This is a genomic window from Paraburkholderia sp. GAS348, assembly GCF_050434205.1.
Taxonomy (GTDB): Bacteria; Pseudomonadota; Gammaproteobacteria; order Burkholderiales; family Burkholderiaceae; genus Paraburkholderia.
Genome location: NZ_JBNPVT010000008.1, coordinates 219,152 through 235,006 on the forward strand (window position 1 = coordinate 219,152; position 15,855 = coordinate 235,006).

The 15,855-nt window shown below is 62.4% G+C and carries 17 protein-coding genes; 12 read left to right on the forward strand and 5 right to left on the reverse strand.

Annotated elements, in window-relative coordinates; genetic code table 11:
* The first annotated feature begins 114 nt into the window (after window positions 1-114).
* From P3T22_RS16605 to P3T22_RS16640, 8 genes are all read left to right on the forward strand, one after another.
* The gene (locus P3T22_RS16605) at window positions 115-918 is read left to right on the forward strand and encodes a pyrimidine 5'-nucleotidase (protein WP_063494481.1); all 804 of its coding nucleotides are present in this window, start codon (window positions 115-117) and stop codon (window positions 916-918) included.
* Window positions 885-1,595, forward strand: a complete 711-nt coding sequence (slmA, locus tag P3T22_RS16610; protein WP_429325493.1) for a nucleoid occlusion factor SlmA — start codon at window positions 885-887, stop codon at window positions 1,593-1,595. Before P3T22_RS16605 ends, slmA begins: the two co-directional genes overlap by 34 nt.
* A 299-nt stretch (window positions 1,596-1,894) precedes the next feature.
* Entirely contained in the window at window positions 1,895-3,040 is a 1,146-nt protein-coding gene (gene metX, locus P3T22_RS16615) for a homoserine O-succinyltransferase MetX (protein WP_429325494.1), read from the forward strand.
* Window positions 3,037-3,645: a methionine biosynthesis protein MetW gene (metW, locus tag P3T22_RS16620; RefSeq protein ID WP_063494478.1), complete on the forward strand. Its 609-nt coding sequence runs from the start codon at window positions 3,037-3,039 to the stop codon at window positions 3,643-3,645. The genes metX and metW overlap by 4 nt, the downstream gene beginning before the upstream one ends.
* Window positions 3,646-3,659: 14 nt before the next feature.
* Window positions 3,660-5,054, forward strand: coding sequence for an AmpG family muropeptide MFS transporter (locus tag P3T22_RS16625; protein WP_429325495.1), 1,395 nt, complete (start codon window positions 3,660-3,662; stop codon window positions 5,052-5,054).
* Window positions 5,055-5,083: 29 nt separating this feature from the next.
* Entirely contained in the window at window positions 5,084-6,337 is a 1,254-nt protein-coding gene (locus P3T22_RS16630) for a M48 family metallopeptidase (protein ID WP_420488484.1), read from the forward strand.
* 261 nt (window positions 6,338-6,598) lie between these two features.
* On the forward strand, window positions 6,599-7,078 hold the full coding sequence (locus P3T22_RS16635; RefSeq protein WP_063494476.1) for a DUF3304 domain-containing protein: 480 nt from the start codon (window positions 6,599-6,601) through the stop codon (window positions 7,076-7,078).
* A gap of 21 nt (window positions 7,079-7,099) precedes the next feature.
* Window positions 7,100-7,387: a hypothetical protein gene (locus P3T22_RS16640; RefSeq protein WP_429325496.1), complete on the forward strand. Its 288-nt coding sequence runs from the start codon at window positions 7,100-7,102 to the stop codon at window positions 7,385-7,387.
* 112 nt (window positions 7,388-7,499) lie between these two features.
* Here the strand turns inward: P3T22_RS16640 and P3T22_RS16645 are convergent, their stop codons facing one another.
* From P3T22_RS16645 to gatC, 5 genes are all read right to left on the reverse strand, one after another.
* Window positions 7,500-8,279 carry an exodeoxyribonuclease III gene (locus tag P3T22_RS16645; RefSeq protein ID WP_429325497.1) on the reverse strand — a complete coding sequence of 260 codons (780 nt, stop codon included), beginning with the start codon at window positions 8,277-8,279 and terminating at the stop codon, window positions 7,500-7,502.
* Window positions 8,280-8,333: 54 nt separating this feature from the next.
* Window positions 8,334-9,173 carry a PPK2 family polyphosphate kinase gene (locus P3T22_RS16650; protein ID WP_429325498.1) on the reverse strand — a complete coding sequence of 280 codons (840 nt, stop codon included), beginning with the start codon at window positions 9,171-9,173 and terminating at the stop codon, window positions 8,334-8,336.
* Window positions 9,174-9,328: 155 nt separating this feature from the next.
* Window positions 9,329-10,804: an Asp-tRNA(Asn)/Glu-tRNA(Gln) amidotransferase subunit GatB gene (gatB, locus tag P3T22_RS16655; RefSeq protein ID WP_063494472.1), complete on the reverse strand. Its 1,476-nt coding sequence runs from the start codon at window positions 10,802-10,804 to the stop codon at window positions 9,329-9,331.
* A gap of 5 nt (window positions 10,805-10,809) precedes the next feature.
* Entirely contained in the window at window positions 10,810-12,297 is a 1,488-nt protein-coding gene (gene gatA / locus P3T22_RS16660; RefSeq protein ID WP_429325499.1) for an Asp-tRNA(Asn)/Glu-tRNA(Gln) amidotransferase subunit GatA, read from the reverse strand.
* Between the two features lie 43 nt (window positions 12,298-12,340).
* The gene (gene gatC / locus P3T22_RS16665; RefSeq protein ID WP_201071841.1) at window positions 12,341-12,640 is read right to left on the reverse strand and encodes an Asp-tRNA(Asn)/Glu-tRNA(Gln) amidotransferase subunit GatC; all 300 of its coding nucleotides are present in this window, start codon (window positions 12,638-12,640) and stop codon (window positions 12,341-12,343) included.
* On the opposite strand from gatC, the gene P3T22_RS16670 reads away from it, so the two are divergent.
* The 4 genes from P3T22_RS16670 to mreD all read left to right on the forward strand — a co-directional run bounded on the left by P3T22_RS16670 (window position 12,639) and on the right by mreD (window position 15,826).
* Window positions 12,639-12,788 (forward strand): hypothetical protein, encoded by a 150-nt coding sequence (locus P3T22_RS16670; RefSeq protein ID WP_429325500.1) that lies wholly within the window; start codon window positions 12,639-12,641, stop codon window positions 12,786-12,788. The genes gatC and P3T22_RS16670 overlap by 2 nt on opposite strands.
* A 233-nt stretch (window positions 12,789-13,021) precedes the next feature.
* Complete coding sequence (locus tag P3T22_RS16675; RefSeq protein ID WP_004189550.1) at window positions 13,022-14,065, forward strand: rod shape-determining protein; 1,044 nt, start codon at window positions 13,022-13,024, stop codon at window positions 14,063-14,065.
* Between the two features lie 154 nt (window positions 14,066-14,219).
* Window positions 14,220-15,317 carry a rod shape-determining protein MreC gene (gene mreC, locus P3T22_RS16680; protein WP_429325501.1) on the forward strand — a complete coding sequence of 366 codons (1,098 nt, stop codon included), beginning with the start codon at window positions 14,220-14,222 and terminating at the stop codon, window positions 15,315-15,317.
* Complete coding sequence (mreD, locus tag P3T22_RS16685; RefSeq protein ID WP_063494468.1) at window positions 15,314-15,826, forward strand: rod shape-determining protein MreD; 513 nt, start codon at window positions 15,314-15,316, stop codon at window positions 15,824-15,826. Before mreC ends, mreD begins: the two co-directional genes overlap by 4 nt.
* Window positions 15,827-15,855: the final 29 nt, after the last annotated feature.

The following is a 15,855-nucleotide window of genomic DNA, read 5'->3' on the forward strand; positions in this document are numbered from 1 at the left end:
GCCGCGCTCCGGCGCGACAATACGCTCTCCTCTTCTACCGCCTTGCGCATCGCGAAGCGTCGTCAGCGTTCGCTGTGTGTAGCGGCTGCATGCGCCTGAACGGCGCCCTCCATCATGCGCACCCCCACTTCCCGACGCCGTCGTCCGCACATCGCAGGCGGCAGTCCGGTCTGGCTGTTCGATCTCGACAACACGCTGCACCACGCCTCGCACGCGATCTTCCCCGCGATCAATCAGGGCATGACGCAGTACATCATCGACGCATTGCAAGTCGACGTCGACGAAGCCAACCGTCTGCGCGCCGGCTACACGCAACGTTACGGCGCGGCGCTGCTCGGTCTGACCCGCCACCATCCGCTCGACCCGAACGACTTCCTGAAAGTCGTCCACACGTTCCCCGATCTCGGTTCGATGATCCGTCACGAACGCGGTGTCGCGCGGCTCGTCGCGTCGCTGCCCGGCCGCAAGATCGTGCTGACCAATGCACCCGAGGTCTATGCGCGCGCGGTGCTCGCGGAGTTGCGCATCGAGCGCCTGTTCGAACAGGTGATTGCCATCGAACATATGCGCGATCGCCGCACCTGGCGCGCCAAACCTGACCATTCGATGCTGCGCCGGGCGATGCGCGACGCACACGTCTCGCTCAAAGACGTGATCCTCGTAGAAGATACGCGTTCGCATCTGAAGCACTACCGGCGGCTCGGTATCCGCACCGTGTGGATCACCGGCCATCTGCCGCGCAAACCGCACGCGGACGGCGTACCGACGCGTCTGCCGGGCACCGGCCGGCCGCACTATGTGGATCGAAGCATTCGTTCGTTAAAATCGCTACGACTGGGCAGCCGCTCGGTTCGATTGAAGGGACAGCAGACGGGACGACAGCCATGCAGCCGATCGACAAGCCTGACGAAGCCGTAGCCGAACACGAACCCACCCCGTCGGCCGCCCCGCGTGCGCCGCGCCTGAAGCCGGGCGAGCGCCGCGTGCACATCCTGCAGACGCTTGCCGCGATGCTGGAGGCGCCGAAGAGCGAAAAGATCACCACAGCGGCACTCGCCGCCCGGCTCGGCGTCTCGGAAGCCGCGCTGTACCGCCATTTCGCCAGCAAGGCGCAAATGTTCGAAGGGCTCATCGAGTTCATCGAGCAGACCATCTTTGGCTTGATCAACCAGATCGCCGACAAAGAAAGCAACGGGGTGCTGCAAGCCCGCGCGATTGCGCTGATGCTGCTCAACTTCCCCGCGAAGAATCCCGGCATGACACGCGTGCTGACCTGCGAGGCGCTAGTCGGCGAGCATGAGCGGCTGACCGAGCGCGTCAATCAGATGCTGGAGCGAGTCGAAGCGTCGTTGAAGCAGTGTTTGCGGCTGGCTCAGATGGAGGCAAACGCAAGCGCGGGCGCGGGCGCGGGCGAAACCACAGGTCCGAGCGCAAATGCACACGCCGCCCCGCTGCCCGCCGGCTACGATCCCGCGATCCGCGCGAGCCTTCTGCTGAGCTACATCATTGGCCGCTGGCATCGGTATGTGCGCAGCGGCTTTGCGCGGCCGCCAGCCGAACACGCCGATGCGCAACTGCTGCTGATTCTTCAGTAGTCCGCGCCGCCCGCGCAACGGCAAGGCAGCACCCACGACGCTGCCGCATGAAATTTTCCGCTATACTTTGCGCCTGACTTCGGCACCTCGATACTCCTGAGACCCTGTCCAGAACACGCTGAACACCATCACGCGCCGATTTGCTGACTCGATTGCGGGCGCGCGAACTACCGGGAACATCCGATCCCGCAGTTCACTATAAATGCGGCTAAAGAGGTCGTCAGCCGCGCACACCGCTTCTCCTCCGTGCCTCGCCGACGCCAATCTAGCCGCCCTGTATTTGTTAAATGGCGGAATGAATGGAATCGATCGGTATCGTCGCTCCCCAAAAAATGCATTTCACCGAGCCGCTGCTCATGCAGAACGGCAGCTCGCTGGCCGGTTACGACCTGATGGTCGAGACCTACGGCACGCTCAACGCCACGCGCAGCAATGCCGTGCTGGTGTGCCACGCGCTCAACGCATCGCACCATGTGGCGGGCGTGTACGCCGACAATCCGAAGGACATCGGCTGGTGGGACAACATGGTCGGCCCGGGCAAGCCGCTCGACACCAACAGGTTCTTCGTGATCGGCGTGAACAACCTGGGTTCGTGCTTCGGCTCGACCGGGCCGATGAGCATCGATCCGGCGACCGGCAATCCGTACGGCGCGACCTTTCCAGTCGTCACGGTTGAAGATTGGGTGAACGCGCAGGCGCGCGTCGCCGACGAGTTCGGCATCACGCGCTTCGCGGCGGTGATGGGCGGCAGCCTCGGCGGCATGCAGGCGCTCGCGTGGAGCGTGATGTATCCGGAGCGCGTGGACCATTGCATCGTCGTGGCGTCCACGCCGAAGCTGTCCGCGCAGAACATCGCGTTCAACGAAGTCGCGCGCTCGGCGATCCTGTCGGACCCGGATTTTCACGGCGGCAACTACTACGCGCACAACGTGAAGCCGAAGCGCGGCTTGCGAGTCGCTCGCATGATCGGCCACATCACGTACCTGTCGGACGACGACATGGCCGAAAAATTCGGCCGTTCGTTGCGCCGCGCGGAAGGCGCGGTGGACGCGTACAACTTCAACTTCGACGTGGAATTCGAAGTGGAGTCGTATCTGCGCTACCAGGGCGACAAATTCGCCGACTACTTCGACGCGAACACGTACCTGCTGATCACCCGCGCGCTCGACTATTTCGACCCAGCCAAAGCCTTCGACGGCGACCTGACCGCCGCCGTCGCGCACACCACGGCGAAATACCTGATCGCCAGCTTCTCGACCGACTGGCGCTTCGCACCGGCCCGCTCGCGCGAACTGGTGAAGGCGCTGCTCGACCACAAGCGCACGGTAACCTACGCGGAAATCGACGCGCCGCACGGCCACGACGCCTTCCTGCTCGACGACGCGCGCTATCACAACCTGATGCGCGCCTATTACGAACGTATTGCGAACGAGGTGAACGCATGAACCAGCGAGCACTCGATTATCTGGCGCTGCGCCCGGACTTCCGCGCGATTGCCCGCTGGGTCGAACCGCGCGCCACCGTGCTCGATCTGGGTTGCGGCGACGGCTCGTTGCTGTCGCTGTTGAAGGAAGAACTGGACGTGCAGGGCTACGGCATCGAAATCAACGACGCCGGGGTATTGGCGTCGACGCAGAACGGCGTCAACGTGATCCAGCAGAATCTGGAAGACGGTCTGCGTCTGTTCGAAGACAGCAGCTTCGATTTCGCGGTTTTGTCGCAGACGCTGCAAACCATCCATCAAACGGCCGCGATCCTGCGCGAGACGGTGCGGGTGGGCAAGGAATGCATCGTCTCGTTCCCGAATTTCGGCTACTGGGCGCACCGGCTTTCCGTGCTGCAAGGCCGCATGCCAGTGTCGAAATCGCTGCCTTATCAGTGGCACAACACGCCGAACGTGCGGGTGCTGACGATCAAGGATTTCGAGGCGCTGGCGCCGGAAGTCGGCATCGAGATTCTCGACCGCGTGGTGCTGCACGACGGCCAGGTGGTGCGATGGGGGGTGAACTGGCGTGGTAGTCTTGCGGTCTATCGCGTCAAGAAAAGCTAACGCCACTTATCCACATGTCGAACCCGCCGCACGAGGCGCCTGCACTTACCGCTCACGAAGAACATCCCGGCTGGCGCGCGTTCCTGAATACGCGCATGCTGATTTGCGTCTTTCTCGGCTTTACGTCGGGACTGCCGCTGTTCACGCTCGTCTATCTGGTGCAGGCCTGGCTACGCTCCGAAGGCGTCAATCTGAAGGAAATCGGCCTTTTCGCGCTGATTCAGTTCCCCTACACCTGGAAATTCGTCTGGGCGCCGCTGATGGACCGCTACGTGCCGCGTTTGCCGGGCTGGCGGCCGGGCAGACGGCGCGGCTGGATGCTGGTCACGCAGATTCTGGTCGCGGGCGCGATTGCCACGCTCGGTTTCGTGTCACCGAAGGATGCGATCTGGACGGTCGCGGCGTTAACGGCGCTGGTCGCCTTCTTCGGCGCGAGCCAGGACATCTCAATCGATGCATACCGGCGTGAGCTGCTAAGCGACACGCAGCAGGGCCTCGGCAATGCGGTGCACGTGAACGCTTACAAGATCGCCGCGCTGGTGCCGGGTTCGCTGGCGTTGATTCTGTCCGACCATTTGCCGTGGACCACCGTTTTCATCGCCACCGCCGCATTCATGCTGCCTGGCATGGTCATGACGCTGGTGGTGCGCGAACCCGAAGTGCACGGCACACCGCCGAAAAATTTGCGCGAAGCGATCGTCCAGCCGTTCAGTGAGTTCATTCAACGCGACGGCTGGCGCGGCGCGCTCTTCGTGCTCGGCTTCATCTTTCTTTACAAGCTCGGCGACACGATGGCGACTACGCTGTCCACGTCGTTCTTTCTCGACATCGGCTTTTCGCGCACGCAGATCGGCGTGATCGCCAAGACCACCGCGTTCGGCGCGAGTCTGGCGGGCGGGATCGTGGGCGGGATCTGGATGATGAAGGTCGGCATCGGCCGCGGGCTCTGGATCTTCGGCGTGCTGCAGATGGTGTCGACGCTCGGCTTCGCGTGGCTTGCGCATCTTGGCCCAACATCGCCTGGCCTTGCCGTGATTTATGACATCGCCGTCTGGCTGAGCCAGGGCACCTCGGAACTGCTCGCACTAGTCGGCGTCGACTGGACGGTGCAGCTCGATCCGCGCTCAGTCGCGCTGGCCCTGGTCTACGGCCTGGAAACTTTCGCGACCGGTCTGACGATGGCGGCCTTCACCGCTTACATCGCCAGCACCACCGATCCGCGTTACACCGCGACGCAGTTCGCGCTCTTCACGAGCCTGGCTTCGGTGCCGCGCACGTTGGCGTCGGCGGCAAGCGGCTATGTGGTCGCGCAGATCGGCTGGTTCGACTACTTCATTGTGTGTACCGCGCTGGCGCTGCCCGGCATGCTGCTTCTGCTGCGCATCGCGCCCTGGAGAATCCGGTCGTGACGGTGCTTCAGCCAAAGCGCGTGGTGCGCCTGGAATCGGATGCCGCCAGGACTCCTTCGCCCAAGACCAGCCGTGCGGCGGTGCGTGCGGCGTTGGCGCTCGGTTGCGCAAGCCTGACGTTGACCGTGCCGCTGAGCGCCTACGCGACCGCTATGCCCGCGGTCAGCACCAGTCCAGCAGCGCCGGCCACCGGCACCACGCCGATGCCGGTGCCGGCGCCGGCGGCAAAGTCGGTGCCGAATACGGCGAACCCGGAAAACGCGACATCGGCGGCGGCTGGCGCAACCAGCGCGACGAACGCCGGCAGCGCGCCTGCGGCCGCCACGCCGCCCGCTTCAACACAGCCGCCACCAGTAACGGCCAAAACGCCCGCCGCTACCTCGGCGCCGGCAGCGGCCGCAAAAGCGCCTGCCGCAAATTCAGCGCCCGCTGCAGCCGCCAACACCCCCACACCCCCGACTTACAGTGCTCCGAACACACAGCTGCGCTATGGTGGCTACCTCGTGTTTCGCAACCTGATCCCATCGCCCATGCTCGAGGCACAGGCCGCCGAAGAGTTCAACCAGATCACGTACGGCGCAGAGCACGCGAACCGCCTGTACGGCGACACCGACGCTCATGTCACACGAGTTCGTTCGATCGTCGACAAGCTGATTCCTTACTCGCTGAAGTGGAACGAGCGCGCGAAGGGCTGGAAGTGGGACGTGGCGGTGGTGCGCTCGCCCGATATCCGCATGTACTGCCTGCCGGGCGGCAAGATCGTCGTCTATGGCGGTCTGCTCGATCGCGTACGTCTGAACGACAACGAACTCGGCATGCTGATCGGTCACGAGATCGCACATGCGTTGCGCGAGCATGCGCGCGAGCGGCTCGGCGAACTGCAGGCCAGTCAGCTCGACTCATCCGGCACGATCCCGCAGCTATTCGGGCTCGCCGATCTAGGTGCCGCGCCGCTCGGCATCGGTTCGCGGCTGCTGGAGATGAAGTACGAGAGCACCGACGAAACCGAGGCCGACGTGATCGGCAGCGATATCGCCTCGCGCGCCGGCTTCGATCCGCGTGCGGCAGTCACGCTATGGGACAAGCTCGCCACGGCGACGCGCAGCAATCGCGATCAGGGCTATATCTACGTGCACCCGTACACGCCGGCGCGGCGCAAGGACATCATCAAGCGTTTGCCGGATATGCTGCCGCTCTATGCGAAGGCAATCGGCAAGAGCGTCGATGCGCTGCCGGACTATGCCGGCATGGGCCGCCCGCGCCGCGCCGCCTTACGGGATTGATTCACAATAGCTGGCTTGGTCGCGAGTCCGCCCTGGATTCTGGCGCGCCCCCCCTCATCGCTATCCCGCATTCGCTATCAAGCTGACGTGGTTCAGCTTAATAAGATAGCCGATATTAAAACCGGCTTAAATTCCTGTCGACAAAGGTAGCGCGAAGAGCCCTCTCTCTTTGCGCACAGCGGATCCTTGCTGCCTGCACGGTTGCCACACCAGGCAAATGTATGGCGGACGTCCGCTTCGACTACAACAGGAACAGGCGGTATGAAACCCATCTCTCTCCGTTTGACAAGCCTCGCTGCGTGCACGCTGGTCACGCTCTCGGCATGTGCCGGGGCCTCCCACCTGCCGGATGATCCGTTTGCTTCCCGCGGAACCGCCATGGCGATGGTGCCTATCAATCATACGGACCGCTATGCATTTGATGTATTTGTCGACAAATACTGGGCAGGCGATGCGCCGCCACAGAACGATGGCGCAGCCGCAGCTTGCTGCCACCCTGGCCTCGCGGATTGGCACAAACCCACAACCGTCCGATGGAAGTGGGCTGAAGAAGATCCGAAAGGCGACACGCCAGCGCTGAACAGGGAAACGCGCTCAATGATGGTCCGCTTCCCCGGAGGCGGCCCGCACAGCGACCCCGATCCGAACAAGGACGACGCCTACGTCTGCGTGATCCTGCGCGACCTCAACACGGCCGAACTGGCGTTTTCTCCTTCCAGATCGGGTTGTGCCGATAGATAACTCATTTCAATAGGATAACTGATGACTGTTCGCCAAGCCAGCGCACCAACCACCGACAAAGAAATAGACAGGGCCGCCCTTCAGGGCGGAGAAAAGCGCCTCCATGAGCTGTTTTCCTCGTCCAACAAGGACGGGCCGTACACGTCCATGGACGCCAAATGCCGCCTGTATCCCAAGCTGTCGTTCTTCTTTGATGGTACCAACTCCTGGCCATGCGCACTGTACGACCCACGCGGCGTGTACTGCGATGGCGAGAAATATTATGCACACTCGCGGGACATTGATAGCGACACCCCCGAGATCGTGTAAAAGCCGGGGCGCGGAGACCATCGTCGGGGAAAGGCCACTATCGAGTGTGTCACACGAACGCGGCATCGTATGCGAACACCCGGCCGGTGAGACAAACCGATTTACAGCAAACTCACTTCGCCACCTTGTGGTCGTAATCAACCGTCAGCGGCGCATGGTCGCTGAACTTGATATCGCGGAATACGTCGGTGCGTTTCGCCTTGCCGGCGATGCCCTGCGTCGCGATCTGATAATCGATCCGCCACCCCACGTTCTTCGCATACGCCTGGCCGCGATTGCTCCACCATGTGTACTGTTCCGGGCGTTGATCCAAAGTGCGAAAGACGTCGACATAACCCACTTCGTCAAACAGCTTGGTGAGCCATTCGCGCTCTTCCGGCAGGCAGCCTGAATTCTTCTGGTTGCTCTTCCAGTTCTTGATGTCGATCTCTTTGTGGACAATGTTCACGTCGCCGCACACGATCACTTCCCGCTCCGCAGCCAGTTCCGCGAGATGCGGCATGAACTCGGCCATGAACCTGAACTTGGCCTGCTGGCGATCCTCACCGCTCGATCCCGACGGCACATACACCGAGATCACCGACAGTTTGCCGAAGCGCAATTCGACATAGCGCCCTTCCGGATCGAATTCCTCGCTGCCGAACCCGATCACCACTTCATCGGGCTCATGTCGCGTGTACACGCCCGCGCCGCTGTAGCCCTTCTTCACCGCATGCTGGAAATAGCCGGTGAAACCGTGCGGCGACATGAATTCCGGCGTCAGATCGTCCTGTGAGCATTTGATTTCCTGCACGCACAGCACGTCGGCCTTCTGTTCGCCGAACCAGTCGAAAAAACCCTTCTTCGCCGCTGAGCGGATGCCGTTCAGGTTGGCGGTAATCACACGCAACATGTCGTTCCTTTTATGTTCGATTCGTTGTTAGAGCAAAGGGCAAAAAGCATACGGTCACTCGATCTTGAGGCCCTTCAGCGATTCTTTGGCAGGCGGATATTCGAGCTTTAACGCTTCGAACGTGCGCAGCAGCAATTCGGCGACCATCACATTGCGATGCGTCTTCGAATCGGCCGGCACCATATACCACGGCGCGTAGTCAGTCGAAGTCGCAGCCAGCGCGTCGCGGTACGCCGCCTGATATTTGTCCCACTGCTTGCGGGCTTCGAGATCGGAAACGTCGAATTTCCAGTGCTTGCTCGGATCGTCAATGCGTGCCTGGAGACGCACACGCTGCTCATCTTTCGAAATGTGCAACATGCACTTGATGATGGTCGTACCGCTGTCGGCCAACAGCTTTTCGAACTGGCGAATGTGGCAGCAGCGTCGTTCGAACGCTTCGGCGTCCAGATTGCCGAGCACGGTCGGCACCAGCACATCTTCGTAGTGACTGCGGTTGAAGATCGTCAGTTCGCCGGCAGCGGGCGCCTGCGCATGCACGCGCCATAGAAAATCGTGCGCCAGTTCAACGGGCGTCGGCGCCTTGAACGGCACGATGCGCAAACCGAGCGGATCGACTTCATGAAACACCGCGCGGATCGTGCCGTCCTTGCCGCTCGTGTCCATGCCCTGCAGCACGAGCAACACGCGACGCTTCTGCTGCGCGTGCAGGCGCTCCTGCAGTGTGTCGAGCTTCGCGCCGATCTCCGACAAACGCGCCCGGTCGGCATCTTTCGAACCGGTCGAAAAGGGCTTCGCGGCCGGGTCGAAAGCGTCGAGCGAGAATTTGCCGCTCTTCTTCCCGTCTTCGAAATACGGCACGCGGAAATCGTCGAGTTCGGGTTGCTTCGCCATTCACACACTCCAGGATCTGCGTTTAAACGGGCTCGCAAAATGAAACGGGCCGTTGCCCCACTTTCGTTTCCGGCAACAGCCCGCGGTGGCCAAAGCTCGCGCTTCAGCCGCTTTGTTTCAACTGAGCTTCAATCGAAGTTCAATTCGGCTTCAACTCAGGACAGCTTCTTCTTCAGCAGTTCGTTCACCTGTGCCGGATTGGCCTTGCCCTTGGTGGCTTTCATCGCTTGGCCGATCAGTGCGTTGAACGCCTTTTCCTTGCCGGCGCGGAATTCCTCAACCGACTTCTGGTTCGCGGCGAGCACTTCGTCGATGATCGCTTCCAGCGCGCCGGTGTCCGAAATCTGCTTCAAACCCTTGGCTTCGATGATGCGATCGGCAGCGGCTTCGTCGGTGGCCTGCTCTTCCCAGATCGCGAGGAAAATTTCCTTGGCGATCTTGTTCGAGATCGTGCCGTCGGCGATACGTTGCAGCAGTAGCGCGAGTTGCGCCGACGAAACCGGGCTCTCCGCGATGTCCAGGCCTTCACGGTTCAGTTGCGACGACACTTCGCCCATCAACCAGTTAGCCGCTACCTTGGCCTGAGCCGGACCGACCTTCACGACCACCGCTTCGTAATATGCGGCCATGGCCTTGCTCGACGTCAGCACGTTCGCGTCGTACGGCGTGAGACCATATTGCGACACGAAACGCTGCTGAATCGCGACCGGCAGTTCCGGCATTTCGCTTTTCACGCGCTCGACCCACGCCGCGTCGATCACCAGCGGCATCAGATCGGGATCGGGGAAATAACGGTAGTCGTGCGCGTCTTCCTTGCTGCGCATGGAGCGGGTTTCGCGCTTGTCGGGATCGTACAGACGCGTTTCCTGCACCACCGTGCCGCCGTCTTCGATCAATTCGATCTGACGGCGCACTTCGTACTGGATCGCTTCTTCGAGGAAGCGGAACGAGTTCAGGTTCTTGATCTCGGCACGCGTGCCGAATTCCGCTTGACCGACCGGGCGCACCGACACGTTCGCGTCGCAACGGAACGAGCCTTCCTGCATGTTGCCGTCGCAGATGCCGAGCCAGGTGACCAGCGTGTGCAGCGTCTTCGCATACGCAACGGCTTCCGCCGCGCTGCGCATTTCCGGCTCGGTGACGATTTCCAGCAGCGGCGTGCCGGCGCGATTCAGGTCGATGCCGGTCATGCCCGCGAAGTCTTCGTGCAGCGACTTGCCCGCGTCTTCTTCGAGGTGAGCGCGCGTCAGGTTGACGACCTTCTCGTACGCTGGATTGCCCGCCTTTTCGTTAGCCGGGACCTGAATCGTCACCTGGCCGCCCTGCACGACGGGGATTTCGTACTGGCTGATCTGATAGCCCTTCGGCAGATCGGGGTAGAAATAATTCTTGCGCGCGAAGATGCTGCGCGGCGCGATCGTCGAGCCGATGGCGAGGCCGAATTGAATCGCCCGCTCCACGGCGCCGCGGTTCATCACCGGCAGCGAGCCCGGCAAGGCCAGATCGACGGGGCAGGCCTGCGTGTTCGGCGCAGCGCCGAATTGCGTGGCGGCGCCCGAGAAAATCTTCGATTGGGTCGACAGTTGCGCGTGGGTCTCCAGACCGATCACGACTTCCCATTGCTTGGCCATGGTGCTCACACTCCTGCCGGTGCTTTACGGTGCCAGTCGGTCGCGCGCTGGAACGCGTCGGCCACTTGCAGCATCCGGGCTTCATTGAAATAGTTGCCGATGATCTGCAGACCCACCGGACGCTGCGCATTCGCACCCGCGCCAAAGCCGCACGGTACGCTCATGCCCGGCAAACCGGCGAGGCTCACCGACAACGTATAGATGTCGGCCAGATACATCTGCACCGGATCGTCGCCCTTCGCGCCGAGGTCCCACGCCACCGACGGCGCGACCGGCCCCATGATCACGTCGCACTGCTTGAACGCTTCCTGGAAGTCCTGCGCGATGATGCGGCGGATTTTTTGCGCCTGCAGGTAGTACGCGTCGTAATAGCCATGCGACAGCACGTACGCGCCCACCAGAATACGGCGCTTCACTTCCGGACCGAAACCTTCGGCACGCGACTTCTTGTACATGTCGAGCAGATCGCGGTATTCCGCCGCGCGATGGCCGAAGCGCACGCCGTCGAAACGCGACAGGTTCGACGAGGCTTCCGCCGGTGCGATCACGTAGTACACCGGAATCGACAGCTCGGTTTTCGGCAGCGAGACTTCCACCAGCGTGGCGCCTAACGCTTCGTATTGCTTCAAGGCGGCGTCGATCGAGGTGCGCACGTCGTCGGCGAGGCCTGCGCCGAAATATTCTTTCGGCAGGCCGATGCGCAGGCCGGCAAGCGGTTTGTCCGCGCCGTCTTCCTTCCACGTCTTGCCGATGTAGCGCGTGAAGTCTTCGTCTTCGCGCGTGAGGCTGGTCGAATCGCGCTCGTCGAAACCGGCCATGGCGTTGAGCAGCGTGGCGCAATCCGCGGCGGTTTGGGCCATCGGACCGCCCTGATCCAGCGACGATGCGAACGCGATCATCCCGTAACGCGACACGCGGCCGTACGTCGGCTTGATGCCGGTGATGCCGGAGAACGACGCCGGCTGACGGATCGAGCCGCCCGTATCGGTGCCGGTGGCAGCGGGCGCGAGGCGCGCCGCGACCGCAGCCGCCGAGCCGCCCGATGAACCACCCGGCACAGCCTGACGATCCCACGGATTCTGCACGGGGCCAAAGTACGAATTCTCGTTGGACGAGCCCATCGCGAACTCGTCCATATTGGTCTTGCCCACGCACACCATGCCGGCGTTCTGTAGACGTGCGACCACCGTTGCGTCGAACGGACTTTCGTAGTTCGACAGCATCTTCGAGCCGGCCGTGGAGCGCCAGCCCTTGGTGACGAACACGTCCTTGTGGGCGATCGGCAGGCCGACTAGCGGGCCGGCGTGGCCGGTGTGAAGCAGCGCGTCGGCCGCTTTCGCCTGCGCCAGCGTCAGATCGGGGTCGACCTGAATGAAGGCGTTCAGGCTATTGGCCGCGTCGATCCGCTTCAGATAGAGCTGCGCCAGTTCGACTGCGGAGCATTCCTTGGCCGCCAGTGCGGCGCGCAGTTCGGTCAAGCTTTTTTCATGCATTGCGTTTTATCCTGGGCTTGATTCGCGAGTCTTGGTCGATCACTTACTCGATCACTTTCGGCACGAGGTACAGGCCGTCTTGCACGGCCGGCGCCGGGCGCTGGAAAGCTTCACGGTCGACCGTTTCGGTCACCGCGTCGTCACGCAGACGCAGCGCGACGTCTTCGATCTGCTCGATCGGATGGGCAAGCGGGGCGATGCCGGTGGTATCGACCGCCTGCATTTGCTCGACTAAGCCGAAGAAATCGTTGAGCTGGACAAGCGTGTGCTCAGCGTCGGCGTCAGCCAGTTCGAGCCGCGCGAGGTGCGCGATGCGTTTAACATCGGTCAGGGTCAGAGCCATGCAGTCACCGGAAAATGTGGTGGACCGCCGCAGCGCGGGAAAAACGGTGCTGCGACAGCGGGTTACGACACTGGAGGAAGACCTCGAAAAAGGGGCCAGCGGCGGCGAAAAGTGCCATCCGTTTCCTTCAAAACATCCAAAATTATAAGGTATCATTACGCGTTCGACCCAAACCCGGACCGACTTACCAAGGCCTTTCTGAACAATTCCCAAAGATCGTTCGGATTTTTCTGACCTGGCCTTGCACCGGCCTCCGGTAGACTCCCTCGCAGCTTCAAGATCCTGTGGCGCCGCATCCGCCCGGTTGAAGCTGTTATTTTTTCCGCTGCCGCCCTGCGCATACGTTGCGAAGGGCTGGCCCCAAGCGAGACAGGATTTTGAATGTTCGGTTTTCTGCGCAGTTACTTCTCCAACGACCTGGCGATTGACCTTGGCACTGCCAACACGCTCATCTATATGCGTGGCAAAGGTATCGTTCTTGATGAACCGTCGGTGGTCTCGATTCGCCAGGAAGGCGGTCCCAACGGTAAGAAAACCATCCAGGCGGTCGGCAAGGAAGCCAAGCAGATGCTTGGCAAGGTGCCTGGCAACATCGAGGCGATCCGCCCAATGAAAGACGGCGTGATCGCCGACTTCACCGTCACCGAACAGATGATCAAGCAGTTCATCAAAACTGCTCACGAATCACGCATGTTCTCGCCGTCGCCGCGCATCATCATCTGCGTGCCGTGCGGTTCGACCCAGGTCGAGCGTCGCGCCATTAAAGAAGCCGCACACGGTGCGGGCGCTTCGCAGGTCTACCTCATTGAAGAACCCATGGCAGCGGCAATCGGCGCAGGCCTGCCGGTGTCGGAAGCCACCGGCTCGATGGTCGTCGACATCGGCGGCGGCACGACCGAAGTCGGCGTGATCTCGCTCGGCGGCATCGTGTACAAGGGTTCGGTGCGCGTAGGCGGCGACAAGTTCGACGAAGCTATCGTCAACTACATCCGTCGCAACTACGGCATGCTGATCGGCGAACAAACCGCCGAAGCCATCAAGAAAGAAATCGGCTCCGCGTTCCCGGGTTCCGAAGTCAAGGAAATGGAAGTGAAGGGCCGCAATCTGTCGGAAGGCATTCCGCGCAGCTTCACGATCTCCAGCAACGAAATCCTCGAAGCCCTCACCGATCCGCTGAACCAGATCGTGTCGTCGGTGAAGATCGCACTCGAACAAACGCCGCCGGAACTGGGCGCCGACATCGCCGAGCGCGGCATGATGCTCACGGGCGGCGGCGCACTGCTGCGCGATCTGGATCGCCTGCTCGCCGAAGAAACCGGCCTGCCGGTGCTCGTCGCCGAAGACCCGCTGACCTGTGTTGTGCGCGGCTCGGGCATGGCGCTCGAACGCATGGACAAGCTGGGCAGCATCTTCTCGTACGAGTAAGCGAGCCCCACCTCCATGTCAGTAGCGCGGATCAGGCAAACGGCCCCTTGCGGGCCGGTTTGCCGTTGGCTGGGCCTGCCAGCCTCCGCGCGCTGAACGCGCGTCCCTCGCGCGCCGCCGTCTCACCCAACCGCTCACGCCCCCGGCGCCGACCATGGAATACAGTCCGCCGCCCCTGTTCAAGCAAGGCCCGTCCGCCCTCGCACGGCTGGTGTTTTTCGTCGTGCTGGCGCTCGCCCTGCTGATCTCCGATGCACGCTTCAAAACGCTCGAAATCGTTCGTGGCGTGCTCGGCGCGGGTCTTTATCCGTTGCAACGCGCAGCCCTCGTGCCGCGCGACATCTTCATGGGCGCGGCCGACCTGGCCGTGACCAGCGCCACGCTGCGCCAGGAGAACGACAAGCTGCGCACCAAAGATCTTCAGCTCTCGCAGCAAGCCAATACAGCCGCCGAACTGGCGGCCGAAAACGCCCATTTGCGCGCGCTGCTGCAACTCTCGCAGCGCTCGACCACACAATCGCTGCCCGCTGAAATCCAGTACGACACGCGCGATCCGTTCACGCAGAAAGTCGTGATCGGCCGCGGTGCGCAGCAAGGCGTCCAGGACGGTTCGCCGGTCGTCAACGAAGACGGCGTGATCGGGCAGGTGACGCGGGTGTTCCCGCTGCAAGCCGAAGTGACGCTGCTCACCGACAAGGACCAGGCGGTGCCGGTGCAGATCGTGCGCACCGGCTTGCGCAGCGTGATTTACGGCACGCCGAAAGGCGATACGCTCGATCTGCGCTTCGTGCCGATCAGCGCCGACGTGCAAACCGGTGACGAACTCGTCACCAGCGGACTCGACGGCGTTTATCCGCCGGGGCTGCCGGTCGCCAAGGTCGTGCGGGTCGACAAACAGGCCGATACGGCCTTTGCACGCGTGATCTGCTTGCCGGTTGCGCCCGTGCGCGGCGCGCGTCAGTTGCTGGTGCTGCACTATCTGAACAATGTGCCGCCGCGTCCGGCGGAAGAGCCCGATGCGGCCGCGACTGCCAAGGACGCGAAAGCGAAGAAGGGCGGCAAGCCCGCGGACAGCAAAGCTGCGGCGGATAAATCCGCTGCGAAGCCTGCTGAAAAGCCGGCCGCTGCTGCCAAGCCCGCTGAAAAACCGCCGGCCAAAGCCACTGCCCCGGAGAAGAAGGCCGCTAGCGAGAAGAAACCGGCCGCTGACAAGAGCGCGAAGCCGCAAGCCACACCTGGGGCCCAGCCATGAACCGTCCGCAATACATCCTGCAGCCGGTCAATCCGTACTTCATCGCGTTCAGCCTCGCCGCGGCGTTCTTGCTGAACCTGATGCCGTGGGGGCGCCTCGCCGGCGTGCCGGATTTCGTGGCGCTCGTGCTGCTGTTCTGGAATGTGCACCAGCCGCGCAAGGTCGGCATGGGCATCGCGTTCTTTCTCGGCTTGCTGATGGACGTGCACAACGCCAGCCTGCTCGGCGAGCACGCGCTGGCGTATACGTTGTTGTCGTATGGCGCGATTACGATCCATCGCCGGGTGCTGTGGATGTCGCTCGGCGTGCAGACCTTCGCGGTGATGCCGCTGCTGGTCGTCGCGCAACTGGTGCCGTTTGTGATCCGTCTGCTGACAGGCGCGGCGTTTCCGGGCTGGGGCTACCTGATCGACGGCTTCGTCGAAGCCGCGCTGTGGCCGGTCGCCAGCGTGCTGCTGCTGATGCCGCAGCGCCGCCCGGCCGATCCGGACGATACGCGGCCGATTTAATCAAGCATCGAGCACGCCGGCCGCTCCGC

Excerpts from the sequence above, each read along its gene's own strand:
- mreD (WP_063494468.1), top strand. The coding sequence starts at position 15,314 with ATGAACCGTCCGCAATACATCCTGCAGCCGGTCAATCCGTACTTCATC.
- P3T22_RS16675 (WP_004189550.1), top strand. The coding sequence starts at position 13,022 with ATGTTCGGTTTTCTGCGCAGTTACTTCTCCAACGACCTGGCGATTGAC.
- mreC (WP_429325501.1), top strand. The coding sequence starts at position 14,220 with ATGGAATACAGTCCGCCGCCCCTGTTCAAGCAAGGCCCGTCCGCCCTC.
- metW (WP_063494478.1), top strand. The coding sequence starts at position 3,037 with ATGAACCAGCGAGCACTCGATTATCTGGCGCTGCGCCCGGACTTCCGC.
- P3T22_RS16605 (WP_063494481.1), top strand. The coding sequence starts at position 115 with ATGCGCACCCCCACTTCCCGACGCCGTCGTCCGCACATCGCAGGCGGC.
- gatA (WP_429325499.1), bottom strand. The coding sequence starts at position 12,297 with ATGCATGAAAAAAGCTTGACCGAACTGCGCGCCGCACTGGCGGCCAAG.
- P3T22_RS16640 (WP_429325496.1), top strand. The coding sequence starts at position 7,100 with ATGACTGTTCGCCAAGCCAGCGCACCAACCACCGACAAAGAAATAGAC.
- P3T22_RS16625 (WP_429325495.1), top strand. The coding sequence starts at position 3,660 with ATGTCGAACCCGCCGCACGAGGCGCCTGCACTTACCGCTCACGAAGAA.
- P3T22_RS16645 (WP_429325497.1), bottom strand. The coding sequence starts at position 8,279 with ATGTTGCGTGTGATTACCGCCAACCTGAACGGCATCCGCTCAGCGGCG.
- metX (WP_429325494.1), top strand. The coding sequence starts at position 1,895 with ATGGAATCGATCGGTATCGTCGCTCCCCAAAAAATGCATTTCACCGAG.
- P3T22_RS16650 (WP_429325498.1), bottom strand. The coding sequence starts at position 9,173 with ATGGCGAAGCAACCCGAACTCGACGATTTCCGCGTGCCGTATTTCGAA.
- P3T22_RS16635 (WP_063494476.1), top strand. The coding sequence starts at position 6,599 with ATGAAACCCATCTCTCTCCGTTTGACAAGCCTCGCTGCGTGCACGCTG.
- P3T22_RS16670 (WP_429325500.1), top strand. The coding sequence starts at position 12,639 with ATGCAGTCACCGGAAAATGTGGTGGACCGCCGCAGCGCGGGAAAAACG.
- gatB (WP_063494472.1), bottom strand. The coding sequence starts at position 10,804 with ATGGCCAAGCAATGGGAAGTCGTGATCGGTCTGGAGACCCACGCGCAA.
- gatC (WP_201071841.1), bottom strand. The coding sequence starts at position 12,640 with ATGGCTCTGACCCTGACCGATGTTAAACGCATCGCGCACCTCGCGCGG.
- slmA (WP_429325493.1), top strand. The coding sequence starts at position 885 with ATGCAGCCGATCGACAAGCCTGACGAAGCCGTAGCCGAACACGAACCC.